This window comes from Pseudomonas sp. NFIX28 (assembly GCF_900107395.1).
Lineage (GTDB): Bacteria > Pseudomonadota > Gammaproteobacteria > Pseudomonadales > Pseudomonadaceae > Aquipseudomonas.
Window position 1 is genome coordinate 97,090 of the sequence record NZ_FNPW01000018.1, and the last position, 18,232, is coordinate 115,321.

19 protein-coding genes and 1 tRNA gene are annotated in these 18,232 nt (G+C 61.6%); 15 read left to right on the plus strand and 5 right to left on the minus strand.

Translation table 11 applies throughout. From position 1 onward, the window contains the following. Positions 1 to 287 precede the first annotated feature (287 nt). A complete protein-coding gene (locus tag BLV20_RS26875; protein ID WP_092305440.1) occupies positions 288 to 1,424 on the plus strand; it encodes an XRE family transcriptional regulator in 1,137 nt (378 codons plus the stop codon). After that, positions 1,421 to 1,918: a DUF4411 family protein gene (locus BLV20_RS26880; protein WP_092305441.1), complete on the plus strand. Its 498-nt coding sequence runs from the start codon at positions 1,421 to 1,423 to the stop codon at positions 1,916 to 1,918. The genes BLV20_RS26875 and BLV20_RS26880 overlap by 4 nt, the downstream gene beginning before the upstream one ends. 106 nt (positions 1,919 to 2,024) lie before the next feature. Here BLV20_RS26880 and BLV20_RS26885 read toward each other — a convergent pair whose 3' ends face one another. From BLV20_RS26885 to BLV20_RS26895, 3 genes are all read right to left on the minus strand, one after another. Next, a complete protein-coding gene (locus BLV20_RS26885; RefSeq protein ID WP_092305442.1) occupies positions 2,025 to 2,489 on the minus strand; it encodes a hypothetical protein in 465 nt (154 codons plus the stop codon). Beyond that, a complete protein-coding gene (locus BLV20_RS26890; RefSeq protein ID WP_092305443.1) occupies positions 2,473 to 3,336 on the minus strand; it encodes a hypothetical protein in 864 nt (287 codons plus the stop codon). Before BLV20_RS26890 ends, BLV20_RS26885 begins: the two co-directional genes overlap by 17 nt. Positions 3,337 to 3,453: 117 nt before the next feature. Further along, positions 3,454 to 3,530 (minus strand) — tRNA-Arg (locus BLV20_RS26895). A gap of 243 nt (positions 3,531 to 3,773) precedes the next feature. On the opposite strand from BLV20_RS26895, the gene BLV20_RS26900 reads away from it, so the two are divergent. From BLV20_RS26900 to BLV20_RS26950, 11 genes are all read left to right on the plus strand, one after another. Next, positions 3,774 to 4,487, plus strand: coding sequence for a Crp/Fnr family transcriptional regulator (locus BLV20_RS26900; RefSeq protein WP_092305444.1), 714 nt, complete (start codon positions 3,774 to 3,776; stop codon positions 4,485 to 4,487). A gap of 89 nt (positions 4,488 to 4,576) precedes the next feature. After that, positions 4,577 to 5,107: an RNA polymerase sigma factor gene (locus tag BLV20_RS26905; RefSeq protein ID WP_256577881.1), complete on the plus strand. Its 531-nt coding sequence runs from the start codon at positions 4,577 to 4,579 to the stop codon at positions 5,105 to 5,107. 120 nt (positions 5,108 to 5,227) lie between these two features. Next, a complete protein-coding gene (locus BLV20_RS26910) occupies positions 5,228 to 5,461 on the plus strand; it encodes a RebB family R body protein (protein ID WP_092305446.1) in 234 nt (77 codons plus the stop codon). Positions 5,462 to 5,479: 18 nt separating this feature from the next. Beyond that, entirely contained in the window at positions 5,480 to 6,097 is a 618-nt protein-coding gene (locus BLV20_RS26915; protein ID WP_092305447.1) for a hypothetical protein, read from the plus strand. A 101-nt stretch (positions 6,098 to 6,198) separates the two neighbouring features. Next, complete coding sequence (locus BLV20_RS26920) at positions 6,199 to 6,837, plus strand: C40 family peptidase (RefSeq protein ID WP_092305448.1); 639 nt, start codon at positions 6,199 to 6,201, stop codon at positions 6,835 to 6,837. Positions 6,838 to 6,871: 34 nt separating this feature from the next. Then, entirely contained in the window at positions 6,872 to 7,336 is a 465-nt protein-coding gene (locus BLV20_RS26925; protein WP_092305449.1) for a hypothetical protein, read from the plus strand. A gap of 84 nt (positions 7,337 to 7,420) precedes the next feature. After that, positions 7,421 to 7,735 carry a RebB family R body protein gene (locus tag BLV20_RS26930; RefSeq protein ID WP_009046381.1) on the plus strand — a complete coding sequence of 105 codons (315 nt, stop codon included), beginning with the start codon at positions 7,421 to 7,423 and terminating at the stop codon, positions 7,733 to 7,735. A 50-nt stretch (positions 7,736 to 7,785) separates the two neighbouring features. Further along, entirely contained in the window at positions 7,786 to 8,097 is a 312-nt protein-coding gene (locus BLV20_RS26935) for a RebB family R body protein (protein WP_092305450.1), read from the plus strand. A gap of 438 nt (positions 8,098 to 8,535) precedes the next feature. Continuing rightward, positions 8,536 to 9,978 carry an NADP-dependent succinate-semialdehyde dehydrogenase gene (gabD, locus tag BLV20_RS26940; RefSeq protein WP_009046383.1) on the plus strand — a complete coding sequence of 481 codons (1,443 nt, stop codon included), beginning with the start codon at positions 8,536 to 8,538 and terminating at the stop codon, positions 9,976 to 9,978. Positions 9,979 to 10,166: 188 nt separating this feature from the next. After that, a complete protein-coding gene (gene gabT, locus BLV20_RS26945; protein ID WP_092305451.1) occupies positions 10,167 to 11,444 on the plus strand; it encodes a 4-aminobutyrate--2-oxoglutarate transaminase in 1,278 nt (425 codons plus the stop codon). A gap of 138 nt (positions 11,445 to 11,582) precedes the next feature. Next, positions 11,583 to 12,812: a response regulator gene (locus BLV20_RS26950; protein WP_092305452.1), complete on the plus strand. Its 1,230-nt coding sequence runs from the start codon at positions 11,583 to 11,585 to the stop codon at positions 12,810 to 12,812. A 412-nt stretch (positions 12,813 to 13,224) separates the two neighbouring features. Here BLV20_RS26950 and BLV20_RS26955 read toward each other — a convergent pair whose 3' ends face one another. Further along, a complete protein-coding gene (locus BLV20_RS26955; protein ID WP_092305453.1) occupies positions 13,225 to 14,217 on the minus strand; it encodes a GGDEF domain-containing protein in 993 nt (330 codons plus the stop codon). Between the two features lie 257 nt (positions 14,218 to 14,474). Next, complete coding sequence (gene desA, locus BLV20_RS26960; protein WP_092305454.1) at positions 14,475 to 15,659, minus strand: delta-9 fatty acid desaturase DesA; 1,185 nt, start codon at positions 15,657 to 15,659, stop codon at positions 14,475 to 14,477. Positions 15,660 to 15,804: 145 nt separating this feature from the next. On the opposite strand from desA, the gene dibA reads away from it, so the two are divergent. Continuing rightward, positions 15,805 to 17,721: a phosphodiesterase DibA gene (gene dibA, locus BLV20_RS26965; protein WP_092305455.1), complete on the plus strand. Its 1,917-nt coding sequence runs from the start codon at positions 15,805 to 15,807 to the stop codon at positions 17,719 to 17,721. Between the two features lie 299 nt (positions 17,722 to 18,020). Further along, the gene (gene oscA, locus BLV20_RS26970; RefSeq protein WP_009041629.1) at positions 18,021 to 18,203 is read left to right on the plus strand and encodes a sulfur starvation response protein OscA; all 183 of its coding nucleotides are present in this window, start codon (positions 18,021 to 18,023) and stop codon (positions 18,201 to 18,203) included. Positions 18,204 to 18,232: the final 29 nt, after the last annotated feature.

The following is an 18,232-nucleotide window of genomic DNA, read 5'->3' on the forward strand; positions in this document are numbered from 1 at the left end:
CGGGAGAGGCCTCGCCTCTGCATGAATGCCCCCTCTGTCCCCCTAAATTGACGCAATCGTATCGCCCCACCTATAGTCTCGGGCAGAACGAATGAAGCGAGCGGACGGTACAAGGAAAACCTCCCACCTCATTTTGCAGCTCTATGGCCAAGGAGAAAGGCGATGCTGAACGGTGCTGGCACCCGTGGGTGCAAAAAACTCAAATCAGACACGGTTGATGTAAAGACTTGTTGCCGGTGTGCCGTCGTATCGAATTCATCTGAACTATATATGCTGTACTTTTCCCTATGAGCCAAGCCGCCCTTATCAATCCAAACATCTTAACGTGGTCCCGCGAACGTGCTGGTCTGACTGCTGAGGATGTAGCTAAAAAGCTGCCTACAAAACCTGATCGTGTTCTTGAATGGGAGTCTGGGGAAAGCAAGCCTACTTTTAGGCAGGCTCAGCACTGGGCGACTATTGCCCACGTTCCCTTTGGCTTTCTCTTCCTCAAAGAGCCTCCCTCCGAAAAACTTCCATTACCCGACTTACGCACTTTGGGCGGAGCTGCTCCTGCGTATCCTAGTTTGAACCTACTGGATACAGTGAAAGATGTGCTACGTAAGCAGGATTGGTACCTAGATTACCTTCAGGACCAAGAGATGAACCCACTTCCGTTTGTGGGTAGGTTCACAACACAGGCTTCGGTAAAGCAAGTAGTAGCTGATATAAGGCAAACTCTAGGTGTAGATCCTGATGCAGCACGGCTTAACTATGAAGCATATGTCCGTATGCTCATTAGCGCAGCTGAGACGGTTGGAATACTTGTGATGCGTAGTGGCATTGCTTTAGGTAATACTCATCGTAAATTAGATGTTTCTGAATTTCGAGGGTTTGCGATTAGCAATGCGTTAGCGCCAGTGGTTTTTATCAATAGTGCTGATGCTGATACAGCTCGTTTATTTACTCTTATGCATGAGCTTGCACATATTTGGATTGGCAGCACTGGAATATCTGATGGCGGTAGTCCTGTTGGCCGTAGAGAGGAAGTTTTCTGTAATGCCGTGGCTGGCGAATTTCTTGCTCCAGAAGAAGCCTTTCGGGCAGCTTGGCAGGATGGGGTCGATTGGCACGATAATTTAGCCCCATTGGCTGCTCGATTTCACGTTAGCACCCTAGTAATTGGTCGTCGCGCACGGGATCTAGGCTATATCAGCAGCGATCAGTACGGTAACTACTACCGTCAGATACTCCGAGCTTTTCAGGATAAGGATGGTGCTGGCGGCGACTATTATCGAACCGTAAAGGCAAAAAATAGTATCCGTTTCAGTAGAGCTGTATTAACAGAAGCAATGAGCGGTCGGATGCTGCTGCGTGACGCGGGTAGGTTGCTCGGTGTGCAGCCTGCTAACCTTAGGACCTACGCCAGTAAGCTCACGGAATGAAGCATTTATTAGACGCAAATACACTGATTGAAGCTAAGAATCGTTATTACGGTATGACCATCTGTCCCGGATATTGGTCTTGGCTTCTTCTTCAAAGCCAGGCTTTTGAGTTGGCCAGCATAGTGCCTGTTAAAGATGAGTTGACCAAAGGGAAAGACGAGCTGGCTCAATGGGCTAAAGATAATTCTGCTTTGTTTCATGAGATTAGTGATGAACGAACTCAGGAAGCATTTGGCCAAGTTGTTTCTGCTATTGCCGTACAAAGCGAGAAAATGAAGGTTGGCGCGCTCGACGAGTTCCTGAGTGGAGCAGATCCTTGGCTAATTGCGAAAGCCATTACTACTGGTGCAGCAGTAGTGACTCACGAAGTGCTTAATCTTGAGGTTAAGAGGAAGTTTATTATTCCGAACGTATGTGAGATGTTTGGCGTTCCTTATATGAATACCTTTGAACTACTAAATAAACTTGAGGCGCGGTTCGTCTTACCAGTATGAGCCGTTAGAGAAGTGGTTCAGGTTCCTTGAACTGGTAGAAATGACGTTTTGCCGAAGTATCAGGACAAACATATTTCGAGCGATCAGCAACCGGTGGCAGGCGCGTTCAGGCGTAGGGGGACGCGGGCGGGTCGATGAATTCGGTGGCGGCACCGTCCTCGGCCATGCGCCGGGCCCGCTCCGGCAGCAGCCGGGCGTGGTTTTCCAGCTGCCAGCGATACCAGCTCAGGCGCTGGACTATCCGTCGTCGGCAAGGTGCTGGCAGTTGCGCCAGCAGATCGGTGCTGGCGGGTGCCCAGCGAGCCCGGGTCGAGTAATAGCCGAACAGGTTTTCCCGCAGGCCGAAACAGTCCTCGAAGCTTTCCTCGATGCTGTACACATACAGCTCGAAGCTGGCGCTCAACTGCTGCTCGCCGTCGGCGTTATCGCGCAGGTAGGCGAATATCCCCGGCCAGTTGATGCAGAACAGGTGCTCGTCCCAATCGCCGTCCCGGGTCAGGTACTCGCCCTGGCCACGAAAGAACTGCGGTATCTCCTGGCGTGCCAGGGCCCGTTCAAAGTTGCTGCTCATGCCGCTCTTCCTCTCGTGAGCCCTGGACATTGGCGATGCCGACGGATTGCGCCACGCATTCGATGACACAGTCGAAGCCGATTTCCAGGCGCAGGTAATAACCGGGCTTCAAGCGCGTGAGCTGGGTGCGCATACGTCCGTCGAAACGCGTGCCGCTGACGTGCAGTTCGCTGATGCCCTGGATCTTCAGGTCCAGGCGGCAATGGGTCAGCGCCTGGCTGGCCGGCCAGGTGGACGGCAGGGACTGGCGATGCAATGCGCCCGCCAACGGCAGGCTCAGTTGCTCGCCCTGGAATTGTGGTCCCGGGGTGTGCAGGTCGTAGGGCGTGGCCGCTACGTCGAATACGGCTTTCCAGGCTTGGGGATTATCGACGCTGAACAGCCAGTCGTGGGAACCGCGATCTCGCGCCGGGATCGTCCGGCATTCGGCCAGGGACGGCAACCGGGCGCGGGACAGGTCGTCGTGCCACAGCTGCCGGGCCGCCAGGAGCAGGCGCTGGAAGAAGTCCCGGCTGTCGTCGATCTGTGCTGGCCAGCCGCTCGGCCATTGATCGTATGCGTAGTCGTCTTCCATGGGCTCCCAAACCGCCTGGAAGTCGAAATCCGGGTCGTCCAGAGCCGCTTGCAGGATTTCCACCCGCCGCTGCCGGTGACGGAAGTTCTCCTGGGCGTTGATGCGCGCCAGGCAGTAATGGCGGATCAGGTGTTCGCGATCATCAGGGTCGTTGGGGTCGTAGCGGCTCAGTTCGGCATCCAGGGCCGGGGGCATGTCATAGCCGGTGAAACAGCCAATCCAGACACGCAGGTCGGGCTGATAGGGCTGGTTGAGCAAAGGATGGCGCAGCATTGGGACCTCCTGTCCGCGAGGCGTGGGGTGGAACACCTCGATGATTTTTTGACCCACTCCAATGCCAGAAACGAAAAAGCCCCAGGCCATGCGACCTGGGGCTTTTGCGTTTCTAGCTGGCGCACTCGGCGGGATTCGAACCCACGACCCCTGCCTTCGGAGGGCAGTACTCTATCCAGCTGAGCTACGAGTGCAGTGCGGGCGACATCATACCCATGTCGGCTGGGGGCGTCCATGCGGTTTTTTTCTGCGTGATGATTGGTTGCCGCCTCGCTGTTTTCCCGGTCCTTGGCGATACCCGAACGCCCCTTCGCCCTATTCACAAGTGCCCCCGCCGGACGTCCCTTTGTTTGCTTTGCTCTATGGGCTCCAAGAGGGGCCTCAAGCGCTCTCCGGCTGCGTTTGCGCAGCTATTTCCTACCAGTCAAGGCGAACGCATGCATTCAAAAGGCGCGGTAATGCTCGATTTTTCGTTACGTCAGACACTGCTGGCTCGCTCCGATCTGTTCCGGGGGCTGCCAGACACCTTGATCCGTTATGTGGCCACCCATGCCGTGGAGCGGACGTTGAAGGACCGGGAGGTGCTCTACCTCAAGAGCGAGGCGCTGGACTTCATCGCACTGGTCGCCGAAGGGCAGGTGTATTCGGTGATTCATGGCCCCGACGGGCGCGAGCAGATTGTCGGCAGCGCCGGTGTCGGCCAGGTGGTGGGGGAGTCGGCGCTGATCGAGGGCCACGCCCGGGAAAACTCGGCCTTCGCCTGCGGCCCCACGCGCGTGCTGCTGTTGGGGCAGCGACATTTCCGGGTGCTGTACGACGAGCCGCTGTTCTGGCAACGGGTGCTGATGCTGTTGATGACCCGGCTGATAAAAATCATGGAATTGCTCGAGCTGGTTTGCCTGCATCGCCTGGAGTCGCGGTTGGCGCGGTTCCTGCTGGCCAACATCGATGACTTCGAGCTGGCGCCGGTGACCTGTGCCTCGGTTCCGCGCAACCAGGGCATCCTGGCTTCGATGCTCAATACCAGCCGGCCCAAGCTCAATGTCCAGTTGCAGCTGTGGCGGCGTTCGGGGGTGATCAGCTGCCAGAGCGGCCGGCTGGTGATCAACGATGTCGAGCATTTGCGCCGCAAGGCCTACTCGCTCAATTAATTGTTCAACTGTTCCCCAGGTAACAGCGAACGCCCTCTGTGCAATCACAGACTGTCGGCTCATCAAGGAATGCACAGGGAGTGCTGGCGATGGGATCTTTTCGTGAAGTGGCGGCGGTCGACCGGTTGTTCGAGGACAGTTGGCGAGCGGTGTACCCCGAGCTGATGCGTCGGGCCAACCGGCGGGCCAGGGGCAACCTGAGCCTGGCCCAGGAGTGGTTATCGAACACGGCCGTCAAAGCCCTGCTGTTCTTCAGGCGTTCCCCGGAACGCATACGAGAGCCGCAGGGTTTTCTGTTTCTGGTGCTGGACCATGTGTTTCTCGACAGCCTGCGGCGCAGCAAGCGCGAAGGGCAGCTGTTCGATCATTCGGTCGATCTTGAACACGATCACCAGGTGCTCCTCGCCGCGCCGTGCATGTCGGTGCTCGAGTACACCGAGCAGATCGAGCGGCTGGTGCAGCTGGGCAACCGCGTGGAGCGGTTGCCGTTGCCTCAGCGGCGGCTGTTTGAAATGCGTTTTGTCGAGGAACTGCCCTATCCGCAGATCGCCGCGGCGCTGGGCATCGCCCAGCCTTTGGTGCGCAAGCGCGTGCAATTGCTGCGCGAGGCGCTGCGCTGAAAACGTTTTTTGCATTCACAGCCTCGGATGTCGGGCGTTCTTGTTTCATGAGCACCTGAAACCACCGACGAGTTCACCGCCAGCGCGCCTGCGCTGGTGCATTCCATCAAGGAGAGATGTATGTCAGAGCCGATGGTCAACAGCCAGATTACCGACGCTGTAACCCAAACCAACGTCAAGGTGGTGGCCGAGGCTCCGGCCCAGGCCATTGCCTCGCTGTATCAGGTGGCCAGCCATTCGGCGGGCCTGTCCCTGCAGAATGCGGTCAACAGCCAGCAGGCGTTGAATCAGATCTCCAACGCGGTGATCTCCAAGGCTGTGTCGCTGATCATGCAGATCGGCGAGAAGGCCTGACGCCTGGGGAGATACCTCATGTTCTGGTTCAAGAAAAAACCTGCTGCCGCCGCCGAGCCGGCCACCGACGCCACGGCAGCGCCTGGCCCCACCGCGCCTGGCCCCACGGCCGCCAGCGATGCCCCGCAGCCGGCGGCACCGGCCAACCCCACGCGCAGCGTAATGGACCGCATGAACGAGCACATGCTGGCCCAGGCCGCGGCACCGGCGCCCGGCAGCACCGATGCGCTGAACAGCCAGATCGTCGAGGCGGTGCAATTCACCAATGCGCAGACCTTCAGCTATGCCCCGGCGCAGATCGCCATCGCCCCGGACATGATGATCAGCCAGGCCGCCGGCCTGGTCGCGCAATCGGCGGCGGGCTATTTCGACGGGGTCAGCAAGCTGGCGTTGGCGGCGCAGGCGGTGTTGCTCGAGCAGATGACGAAAAACATCGTCGAGAACCATCCGGAAAAAGCCGCCGAGGATGCCTTGGGCGCCCTGGCCACCGATCTGCTGGTGGGGGCCGCCGCCGCGGTCGCCGCGGCCGCCGGTGCCATGGAAGCGGCCGCGGCGGGCGCGGCCATCGACAAGATCGACCAGAGCATCGCCAACTACAGCAGCACCCTGGCCAATCGCGCCGCGCCACCGCCCTGATTCACGCCGCCCTGGCGTCATGAGCATCAAGTCCCGGAACCCCTCCGGGACTGTGCAGCAGCACGTTCAAAAAGCACTTTTCTTCAACGAGGAGCGACATCATGCAGCCCGGAGATATTGTTTTTTCAGTGGCGCAAGTGGACGACAAGCTGTCCACCAGCATTCCTCGCGCGTTCATTCGCGCGGGGCAATGGATCAAGGCCAAGATGTTCGGCGAAGGTTCGCCGAATGTGCCGGTGGTGCACGCGGCCATCGCGATCAACGATACCTGTGTGATCGAAAGCGTCGGCAACGGCATTCAGATGACCGATCTGTCGACCGAGACGGTCAAGCGCTCGGCCATGGTCTATTCGTGCGGCGACGAGGATCTTGCACGGGCCGCGACCGTGGCCGCCGAGCAGTTCAACGGCGACGTCGGCAGTACCCAGATCAGTGGGCGCTACAGCGTATGGAACGCGACCCTCTCGGTGTTCAAGCGCACCCCGTTCACCCCGGAACTGCAAGCGCGGATCAACGAGTCGGTGGCGATCGGCAATGTCTCGTTTTGTTCGCAATTCGTCGCCAACAGCTACGAGGTCGGCAACCTCTACAACAACGCCAACCTGCTGCCACCGCCGCCGGCGGTCTTCGACACCCGCCCCAGCGCCATGACGCCCTGGGACCTGGCCTCGTCCTGCGACAGCGACGGCAAGTTCTACTTCGCCGGCTTCTGGCAGGACGGTATCGAGGTGCGGCTTTAGCGGCACGGCCCCGTGCCTGAAGGAGGAAGTCCAGATGCCCCAGGAAACCCCGGACGCGCTAGCGGCGCTCTATCAATTGGCCGATGCGCTCAACCTGAGCCTGACAGCGGGTGAAAAACAGATTCTCGAAGCCTGGATGCGCAGCCAACCGCAGACCGGTGTCATCGATCAGGTGCTTACCCAGACCCAGCATTTGATCGAAAACGAGAAGCAGCGCACCAGTGAGTTGATGGCGCAGGCCAAGGCCAGCGAAAGCGCGCTGCAGCAGAACGCCCAGCAGCGCGAGGCGGTGATCCGCCAATGGCTGGCGGCCAAGCAACAGGCAGCGGCCAGCGAGGCGGGCGCGCCACCGGCCCAGACGCTGGCGTCCGGGCAGGCCGAGCTGATCCAGAAGGCCGTCAACGCTGCCGTGCAAGCCCGGATGCAGGGGCTGGTCGAGCAGGTCGAGGCGGTCATTTCCCGTCTCGGCACGCCCGTCACGCCGCCTCCGGAAACTTGAGCAGTTGCTTGTTCACAGCCTGTGTTTTGCCACGTTCATTGATTAACACGGAACCCGCCGTGTACTAACAAAGGAAGTTGAACCATGCCATTAGTCAACGAGCAAATTACCGACGCGGTCACCCAGACCAACGTCAAAGTGGTGGCTGAAGCGCCAGCGATGGCCATGAGCACCATCTACCAGTCCATGGCCCAGGCCACGGCGATCCTGTTCCAGAACTCCGTTTCTGCGCAGCAACAGCAAAACACCCTGGCGCAGGCGGCCACCAACCAGGGCGTGATGCAGATCTACAGCGTCGATACCACCGCGGGCGCGGCGGCGACCGAAAAAGTCGCCCAAGGCGGCGTGGCCGACAACCTCACCAGCCTGCTGACGATCCTCAAGTCGTTCAACCCTTGATCGGGCGAGCGTTAACGGAAGCTATTGTTTTCTAATCAGGAGTTTCATTTATGAGCACAGTCAGTCCGCAAATCACCGATGCCGTCACCCAAACCAACGTCAAGGTCGTTGCCGAAGCGCCGGCCATGTCGATGGGCACCATCTACCAGTCCCTGGGGCAATCCGTGGCGATCCTGTTCCAGAACTCGGTCTCGGCCCAGCAGCAGCAAAACACCCTGGCCCAGGCGGCCACCAACCAGGGCGTGATGCAGATCTACAGCGTCGATACCACCGCCGGCGCCTCGGCCACCGAAAAAGTGGCCCAGGGCGGTGTGGGCGACAACCTCACCAGCCTGCTGACAGTGCTCAAGTCGTTCACTTAAGACCTGGCCCTGGAGAAACCCCGCAGCCTTTTGGGCTGCGGGGTTTTTTGCTTTCCTGCGGCAGTGGGCTCGCCAGCGATGAAGAACGGGCCCTGGCCATCGATGCCGACCTCCAGGCCGCCATCGCCAACAGGCTCGCGCTGCAGGCGGGGGGCCGGTGCGGCGATAGCGGGCAATGTCGTTGATCCGAAAGGTTCTGCCAAAGCGGCGTTTTCGTTCTTTTTTTCGAACAGCCTATTGCCCTGTCCCCCTGTTGACCCTAGGATTCGTTTGAGATTTCAAACGCTCTTGTCTGAGAGCCAACCCGCACGTCTATTCTGATATGCGCTATTTCTGTGCTTGAGCCCGGTAAAAGATTTTCCTGACGGCAGCCTGTCAAGGCGCCTTTCAATAATCACAATTCGCTCCGCCCCGCGCGGTGCTGTTAAGGAAGCCGACATGCAGCTTAAAGACGCCCAGTTGTTCCGCCAGCAAGCCTTCATCGATGGAGCTTGGGTCGACGCGGACAATGGCCAGACCATCAAAGTGAACAACCCGGCAACGGGCGAAATCCTCGGCACCGTGCCGAAGATGGGCGCCGCCGAGACCCGCCGTGCCATCGAAGCCGCCGACAAGGCGCTGCCGGCCTGGCGTGCGCTGACCGCCAAGGAGCGGGCGACCAAGCTGCGTCGCTGGTATGAATTGCTGATCGAAAACCAGGACGACCTCGGCCGCCTGATGACCCTGGAGCAGGGCAAGCCACTGGCCGAGGCCAAGGGCGAAATCGCCTACGCCGCGTCCTTCATCGAGTGGTTCGCCGAAGAAGCCAAGCGTATCTACGGCGACGTGATTCCCGGCCACCAGCCAGACAAACGCCTGATCGTGATCAAGCAGCCGATCGGCGTGACCGCGGCCATCACCCCGTGGAACTTCCCGGCGGCGATGATCACCCGTAAAGCCGGCCCGGCCCTGGCCGCTGGCTGCACCATGGTGATCAAGCCGGCTTCGCAGACCCCGTTCTCGGCCCTGGCCCTGGTCGAGCTGGCGCACCGCGCGGGCATCCCGAAAGGCGTGCTGAGCGTGGTCACCGGCAGCGCCGGCGACATCGGCGGCGAGCTGACCAGCAACCCGATCGTGCGCAAGCTGTCCTTCACCGGCTCGACCGAAATCGGTCGCCAACTGATGGCCGAATGCGCCAAGGACATCAAGAAAGTCTCCCTGGAGCTGGGCGGCAACGCGCCCTTTATCGTGTTCGACGACGCGGACCTGGATAAGGCCGTCGAAGGCGCGATCATCTCCAAGTACCGCAACAACGGCCAGACCTGCGTCTGCGCCAACCGCCTGTACATCCAGGATTCGGTCTACGACGCCTTCGCCGAGAAGCTCAAGGCCGCGGTGGCCAAGTTGAAGATCGGCAACGGCCTGGAAGAAGGCACCACCACCGGTCCTCTGATCGACGAAAAAGCCGTGGCCAAGGTCCAGGAACACATCGCCGACGCCCTGGGCAAAGGCGCGACCCTGCTGGCCGGTGGCAAGCCGATGGAAGGCAACTTCTTCGAGCCGACCATCCTGGTCAACGTGTCGAAAGACGCGGCCGTGGCCAAGGAAGAAACCTTCGGTCCGCTGGCGCCGCTGTTCCGCTTCAAGGACGAGGCCGAAGTGATCGCGATGTCCAACGACACCGAGTTCGGCCTGGCCTCGTACTTCTACGCTCGCGACCTGGGCCGTGTGTTCCGTGTGGCCGAAGCCCTGGAATACGGCATGGTCGGCGTCAACACCGGGTTGATCTCCAACGAAGTCGCGCCGTTCGGCGGCATCAAAGCCTCCGGCCTGGGCCGTGAAGGTTCCAAGTACGGCATCGAGGATTACCTGGAAATCAAATACCTCTGCCTGGGCATCTGATACCCGCGCCAAGGCATGGTTTTAAACGCCAGGGGCACGAGAGCGCTGTCCCCTGGCGTCGCTTTAAACGATTTTTCAGTTAGTGGCCGGGATAGCCGGGGCAGTCGATCATCGCATGCTGCCGCGGTTGCCTTCCCGCCACGTCATCCTTGAACCACGCCGACCGATGAGCGGCGAATGAGGACACTATGAGCAAGACCAACGCATCCCTGATGAAACGCCGTGAAGCCGCCGTACCGCGTGGTGTGGGCCAGATTCACCCGATCTTCGCCGATTCCGCGAAGAACGCTACGGTAACCGACGTTGAAGGTCGCGAGTTCATCGACTTTGCCGGCGGTATCGCCGTACTCAACACCGGCCACCTGCACCCGAAAATCATTGCCGCGGTGACCGAGCAGTTGAACAAGCTGACCCACACTTGCTTCCAGGTCCTGGCCTACGAGCCTTACGTGGAACTGTGCGAAAAAGTGAACGCCCGGGTGCCAGGCGATTTCGCCAAGAAAACCCTGCTGGTGACCACCGGTTCCGAAGCCGTGGAAAACTCCGTGAAGATCGCCCGTGCCGCCACTGGCCGCGCCGGCGTGATCGCCTTCACCGGCGCCTACCATGGCCGCACCATGATGACCCTGGGCCTGACCGGCAAGGTCGTGCCTTACTCGGCCGGCATGGGCCTGATGCCAGGCGGCATCTTCCGCGCGCTGTACCCCAACGAGCTGCACGGTGTGAGCATCGACGATTCGATCGCCAGCATCGAGCGCATCTTCAAGAACGATGCCGAGCCGCGTGACATCGCCGCGATCATCATCGAGCCGGTGCAGGGCGAAGGCGGTTTCTACGTCGCACCCAAAGAGTTCATGAAGCGCCTGCGTGCCCTGTGCGACCAGCACGGCATCCTGCTGATCGCCGACGAAGTGCAGACTGGCGCTGGCCGGACCGGCACCTTCTTCGCCATGGAGCAGATGGGCGTTGCCGCCGACCTGACCACCTTCGCCAAGTCCATCGCCGGCGGCTTCCCGCTGGCCGGTGTCTGCGGCAAGGCCGAATACATGGACGCCATCGCGCCAGGCGGCCTGGGCGGCACCTACGCCGGTAGCCCGATCGCTTGCGCCGCCGCCCTGGCGGTGATGGAAGTGTTCGAGGAAGAGCACCTGCTGGATCGTTGCAAGGCGGTCGGCGAGCGTCTGGTGACCGGCCTCAAGGCCATCCAGGCCAAGTACCCGGTGATCGGCGAAGTGCGTGCCCTGGGCGCGATGATCGCGGTCGAGCTGTTCGAGAACGGCGACAGCCACAAGCCGAACGCGGCAGCCGTCGCCCAGGTAGTGGCCAAGGCGCGCGACAAGGGCCTGATCCTGCTGTCCTGCGGCACCTACGGCAACGTCCTGCGCGTGCTGGTTCCGCTGACCTCGCCGGACGAGCAGCTGGACAAGGGCCTGGCGATCATCGAAGAGTGCTTCTCCGAACTCTGATGCCGTTGTGACCTGTTCGACAAAAAGACCCGCCTCGGCGGGTTTTTTTGTACCTGTCGCTGCCGCGCAGTGCATTTACGCTGTATGGAAGCCTCGGCTTTGACTAAGGTGCAAAGGATTGCCCAGGGAGCGTGCTGCATGACTGCTGTGGATTTACCCGCTGTACCGCGAGTGTTGATTGCCGAGGCGGACCCTTGGTCTCGCGACCTGTTGAAACAGGTGTTGTTGAGCGTTCGCTGCGACGCCCGGCTGGATGTCTGCGGCAATGGCCAGGAAGCCCTGCAACTGCTGGCCGAACACCCTTATGACCTGGTGATCGCCGATTGGGAATTACCCGGCGTCGACGGCCTGGGCCTGCTGCGCAGCGTGCGCCAGCGCAAGCGCAACCCGGTGTTGCCCTTTATCCTCATGAGCAGCCGCAACGACAGCGCCAGCGTGCGCGAAGCCCTGCCGCTGGCCCCCACGGCCTATCTGACCAAGCCGCTGAACATGGAAGGCCTGACCCAGCGCCTGCAGGACTTGCTGCTGGACCCCGGCCAGGAAGTGTCGTGCGAGGTGCCGACCCTGGCGCCGGGCATGACCCTGTGGACCTTTCTCGAGCGCCGCCGCGAGCTGGCCGACGGCGCGCCGTTGCTCGCCGATGTGCAACTGGCGGTCAAGCGCAGCCTCAACCCCGACGGTCTCGACCTCAAGCTGCTGGAAGAAGAGGTGCGTACCGACCCGCAGATCAACGCGGTGCTGATCGCCGCGGCCAACAGCGCCGCCCAGCACCATGGCAGCGCCGTGCAGACCCTGGGCCAGGCCCTGCACCGGCTGGGCACCGGGCAGAGCATGAACCTGATTTTGGGCCTGGCGCTCAAGCGCAGCGCACGCCTGAGCGACCCGGCCCTGGGCGACTATGCCGAGCGTTATTGGGAGCTGTCGCTGCACACCGCCGAATATGGCCGGACCCTGGCCCGGCTGCTGGACCTGGACCAGGAGCGTTGCTATTGCGCCGGCCTGCTGCATCGCCTGGGCGACCTGGCGTTGCTGCGTTGCCTGCAGGAGTGGAAGCAGGCCGGGGGCGCGCTGGACGACATGGAAGAGATCGGCGACGCCCTGGAGCAGTTCGGCGCGGCCTACGGTTCGGCCCTGCGCACCCGCTGGCGCCTGCCGTTGGAACTGCGCGAGCTGATTGCCTCGGCCTATCAGCTCGGTGGCGGGGTTTATTCGCGCGAGGCGCTGGTGATGAACCTTGCCAGCCAGCTCGCCCGCCTGCAGCCGTCCGAGGGCCTCGAAGAGCTGGCCAACAGCAAGACCGCGCGGTTGCTCAAGATCGGCCTGCCGGAACTGGTTCGCCTGCGTAAAGCCGACACGCGAGAAGCATGAGGACCCCGCGCAATCCTGTAGCCGCTGCCGAGCCCGCGAGGCTGCGATCGGCGGCGCAGCCGCCGCAAAACCAGCGCACGCGGTGTGCCTGATGTAACGCGGAGCCTGGTTTGCGATGGCTGTGCCATCGATCGCAGCCTCGCGTTGCTCGGCAGCGGCTACAGGTGCGCAGGCGGCTCGAGCGTTCGCAGTACCTCTTTTCGCAGCTCTTATTGCGTTTAGCTAATTCATGAACCCACCCGTCCCCCGTAGCCGCTGCCGAGCCCGCGAGGCTGCGCTCGGCGGCGCAGCCGCCGCAAAACCCGCGTACGCGGTGTGCCTGATGTAACGCGGAGCCTGCTTGGCGATGGCTGCGCCATCGATCGCAGCCTCGCGTTGCTCGGCAGCGGCTCCGGTGGGTTGCAGTTGCGACCTACGCCGAAACGATGCGGTTTTTGCCCTGGCGCTTGGCCTGGTACATGGCTGCGTCGGCGCGGGCGAAGAGGCTGTCGAGGTTTTCGTCGGCGGCGGTGAGACTGGTCAGGCCCTGGCTGACGGTGATGCTGAAGTGCTCCTCGCCATGGCTGAAAGTCAGGCGCTGGATTTCCCGTTGCAGGCGTTCGGCAACCTGGCGCGCCATGTCCGGGGCGCAGCCGGGGAAGAGGGCGGCGAACTCCTCGCCGCCGATTCGCCCGAACAGGTCGCCACGGCGCAAGGTCGCGCGCCCGGTCTCGGCGATGCGTTGCAGCACGTTGTCGCCCTCGGGATGGCCGTAGGTGTCGTTGACCACCTTGAAGTCATCGATATCCAGCAACAGGAAAGCCAACGGCGTGCCTTGCTGGCGCGCCTGCTCGAACTCGCGGTTGGCGCACTCGAAGAAGTGCCGGCGGTTGCTGCTCTGGGTCAGCACATCGGTGGTGGCCAGGCGTTGCAGCTCGGTTTCCAGCTGCTTTTTCTCGGTGATGTCTTCGGCCAGGCCAACGATGATCACCTGGTCCCCGGGGGCGGCGTTGCGATTGATGAAGCACTTGTCGCTGAGCCAGCGGACCTGGCCCTGGGCGTCGATGATGCGGTATTCGCGGTCTTCCACCGCGCCTTTGTCCAGCACCTGGGCCAGGGTCCGCTCGGCGTATTCGAGGTCGTCGGGGTAGACGCTGTTGCGCCATTCGTTGAAATCGGCCAGCAGCAGGCCGGCGGAGCGCCCGAAAATGCGTTCATACGCCGGGCTGACATAGAGCACCTTGCGGGTTTCCCAGTCGAAGGCCCAGAGCACGGCATTGACGCTGACCAGCAGCGAGTTGAACAGCTGTTCACGCTCCGTCAGCCGGGCGACTTCGCCCTGGGCATGCATCAGCGCCATCAGGGTTTGCGCGGCCTCGGGCCACTGCGGAAAAGCGGATGGGAGTTGTGGGTTCTTGTTGACCATCGGCACCGATCTCAAAGCGCACGCCGCTCTGGAAGCAAAGCGGCCACAGAAAGCCCGCCTGGATGGCGAAGTGTTGCTTGAGATAGGGGATTGGCTGCGAAGTTCCCGTTTCTCGCGGTCTGCGAGCAGGCTCCCGCTGGGCGGTCACGGTACGGGGAGAAATGGGCTGCCACCGAGCGGCCCGAGGCTTGCGAATTGCCGCGCCAGGCCTGTCCGCCACGGCAGGCGAGGCTGCCGTGGCGGGTGGCGGGCCGGCGTCAGATGCCGGCAGGGCGTAGCGAGTAGGTTTTCAGCTGGCTGGCGAAGTCGCGCAGCGATTGGATCCCGCTGGCCTCGGCTTCGTGGACCCATTCCTTGATCGCCGCCAGCATGTCGTGGCCGTTGGAGCTGGTCTTGGCCCAGATCTGTTGCAGCGCCAGGCGCTTTTCGTAGATCACTTTCAGGGCCTGGCTGTGTTCCAGCATGTTCTGGATGCGCACATGGTGGCGATCTTCCAGCAGGCTGGTTTCCCGCGACAGCAGGCGCTTGGCGCGATGGAATTGATGGCGCACCGAGTGGTCGACCTTGTCCAGTTCCTGCTTGACCAGCGGCGCGATCACCAGCTTGCGGTACTGCGCCATGATCTGGAAACGGTTGTTGAGGATCGCCATCGCCGTGTCCATGTCCAGGTGGCCCTTGCCTTCGACCCGGTGGGCGATCGGCGCGACCCGCTGCACCTTGGCCAGGCGCAGGAAGCTGAACACCTTGATCCAGGCCCAGCCCAGGTCGAATTCCCATTTCTTGACCGACAGCTTGGCCGAGTTGGGGTAGGTGTGGTGGTTGTTGTGCAGCTCTTCGCCGCCGACCAGGATGCCCCACGGCACCAGGTTGGTGGCCGCGTCGCGGCATTCGAAGTTGCGATAGCCGACTGCGTGGCCCAGGCCGTTGATCACGCCGGCAGCCCAGACCGGGATCCACATCATCTGGATCGCCCAGATGGTGATGCCGATGGTGCCGAACAGCAGCAGGTCGATCACCGCCATCAGCGCCACGCCGCCCAGCTTGTAGCGCGAGTAGAGGTTGCGTTCGATCCAGTCGTCGGGGCAGTTCTTGCCGTAGATGCGCAGGGTTTCCGGGTTTTTCGCTTCTTCGCGGTACAGCTCGGCGCCCTTGCGCAGCACCGTGGACAGGCCTTTGATCACCGGGCTGTGGGGGTCGTCCGCGGTTTCGCATTTGGCGTGGTGCTTGCGGTGGATGGCGGTCCACTCGCGGGTGTTCTGCGCCGTGGTCAGCCACAGCCAGAAGCGGAAGAAATGTTTCAGGCCGGCATTGAGCTCCAGGGAGCGGTGGGCTGAATAACGATGCAGGTAAACCGTGACGCCAACGATGGTCACGTGAGTCATTAACAGGGTGACTGCCACCAGTTGCCAGGCCGACAAGCCAAGAAAACCTTCGTACCACATAGGCTGTAGGGCCCTCGATAAAGAAAAAACAGCAGTCGCATTATCGCCAAGCCTGCACAGAAAACCAGTCGCCCTTTCAGATAAGAGTGGCCAGATGTTTCTTCCTCTATAATCCCAAGCTTTTCGTAAGGACATTGACGACCTTATGTCGGTTTCTTCTCGCGACGCTCTGCGCGCAGCCCTGCTCTACCTTTTGCTGTCGGTCTTGTGGCTGCAGTTCAGTGGTTATTTATTGAGCAGTTTCTTCGATGAGTCGAACGACCTGGCGCGCTGGCAACTGATCAACGGATATCTCTGGGCCCTGGTCAGCGCCGTTTTGATTTTCATCGCGCGGGGCCGTTTGTTGCGTTTGCTGGGCGCCGACTCCTGGCGGCACCAGCGCGAGGACCGCGAGCGCCTGCGCCAGGCGGCGGCCGTGTTCGATTGCACCCGCGAAGGGGTGCTGGTCAGCGATCGCCAGGGCAAGATCGTCCATGTGAACCGTGCGTTCATCGAGATCACCGGCTATCAGCGCGACGAAGTGCTGGGTCGCCAGCCGAGCATGTTCAAATCCGGGCACCACACGGCAGAGTTCTATCAGGCCATGTTTGATTCGCTGAACGCCACGGGCGAATGGAGCGGCGAGATCTGGAACCGGCGCCAGGGCGGCGAGATCTACCCGCAGTGGCAGACCATTCGGGCGATCCGCGATGACGATGGCCAGCTCAGCCACTATGTCGCGGTGTTTTCCGATATCAGCGCGATCAAGGATTCCGAGTACGAACTGGCGCACCTGGCGCACCACGACCCGCTGACCGACTTGCCCAACCGCCTGCTGTTCACCGACCGCGCCGAGCAGGCGCTGGCGTCGGCACAGATCCACAAGCGCGGCTGCGCGCTTCTGATGGTCGACCTGGACCACTTCAAGATGATCAATGACAGCCTTGGGCACAACGTCGGTGACCGCCTGCTCAAGGCCGTGGCCCAGCGCCTGCAGGGCATGTTCGGGCCGGGCATCACCCTGGCGCGGCTGGGCGGCGACGAGTTCGCGGTGCTGGCGGAGAGCTGCGCGCAACCGGGCCAGGCCGCGGTGCTGGCGCAGCGCATCATCGACGGGCTGAAGCAGCCTTTCCTGATGGACGAGAATCAGCTGTTCATCAATGCCAGCATCGGCATCAGCCTGTTCCCCAGCGACGCCCTGAGCGCCGAGCAGCTGTTGCGCAATGCCGACACGGCGTTGTTCAAGGCCAAGAGCGCCGGGCGCGACAGTTACGCGCTGTACACCGAGGAACTGACGGCCCATGCCCAGCAGCGGGTCGAGATTGCCTTCGAATTGCGCCGGGCCCTGGAGCAGCAGGAGCTGCGGGTGTTCTACCAGCCGGTGCATGACCTCGCCAGCGGCCGCCTGGTCGGGGTCGAGGCGCTGGTGCGCTGGGAGCATCCGCAGCGCGGCCTGGTGTCGCCTGGCGAGTTCATTCCGATTGCCGAGCGCACCGGGCTGATCGCCGAGATCGACGCCTGGGTCATGCAGCAGGCCTGCCGGCAGATGTGCCAATGGCAGGCGGCCGGCGTGGTGTTGTCCTTTGTCGCGGTGAACGTTTCCAGCCGCCTGTTCGCCCGCCGCGAGCTGTACCAGCAGGTGGCCCAGGTGCTGCACGACACCGGCCTCGACCCGGCCTACCTGGAGCTGGAAGTCACCGAAAGTGCGGTGATGGAAGACCCGGAAGTCGCCCTGGAGCAGATGCATCGCCTGCGTGAATTGGGGCTGCGCCTGGCCATCGACGACTTCGGGACCGGTTATTCCTCGCTGCTGCGGCTCAAGCGCCTGCCGGTGCAGAAGCTGAAGATCGACCAGGGTTTCGTCGCCGGCCTGCCATGGGACGAAGACGACGCGGCGATCTCCCGGGTAATCATCGCCCTGGCCCAGAGCATGGGCATGCAGGTGCACGCCGAAGGTATCGAACAGGCGGAACAGGCGCGGTTCCTCCTCGACCAGGGATGCAACCTGGGCCAGGGCTACTGGTTCGGCCGCCCGTCGCCGGCGGCGCAACTGCAATGGGACCGCGCGCCGCAGATTCACTGATTGCCAGGCTTGCATCGATTCCACCCTGTAGCCGCTGCCGCAGGCTGCGATCGGCCGGAACGGCCGTGGCACGCGTGAGGACGCAGGAGGACCTGCGGTCCTATCGCAGCCTGCGGCAGCGGCTACAAGGTTTTCTGCTGCCTGAAGAGACGCAACTGCGCGTCAATTCGAATAATTTTTTCTGGTTATATAAACATTCTTAAATAGTATTTTTAAGAATATCTGCGCCTATCTACTATTGCCCTCACGCCGCATGCAGTGCCGCCACTGCCAGGCACATTTCATTCAGGAGCAACACCATGAGCGCATCTCTTCGTAGCGTTGACGGCCAGGACGAACAAACCATCTTGCGCGAGATTCAAAGCGCGTTGCGCGACCTGCGTTTCGGTGCGGTGGAAATCACCGTGCACAACGCCCAGGTCGTGCAGATCGAGCGCAAGGAAAAATTCCGCCTGCAAAACCCTGGCAACAAACCGAGCTGAATCCGCTTCACCCTCTCGGGCTTCTGACG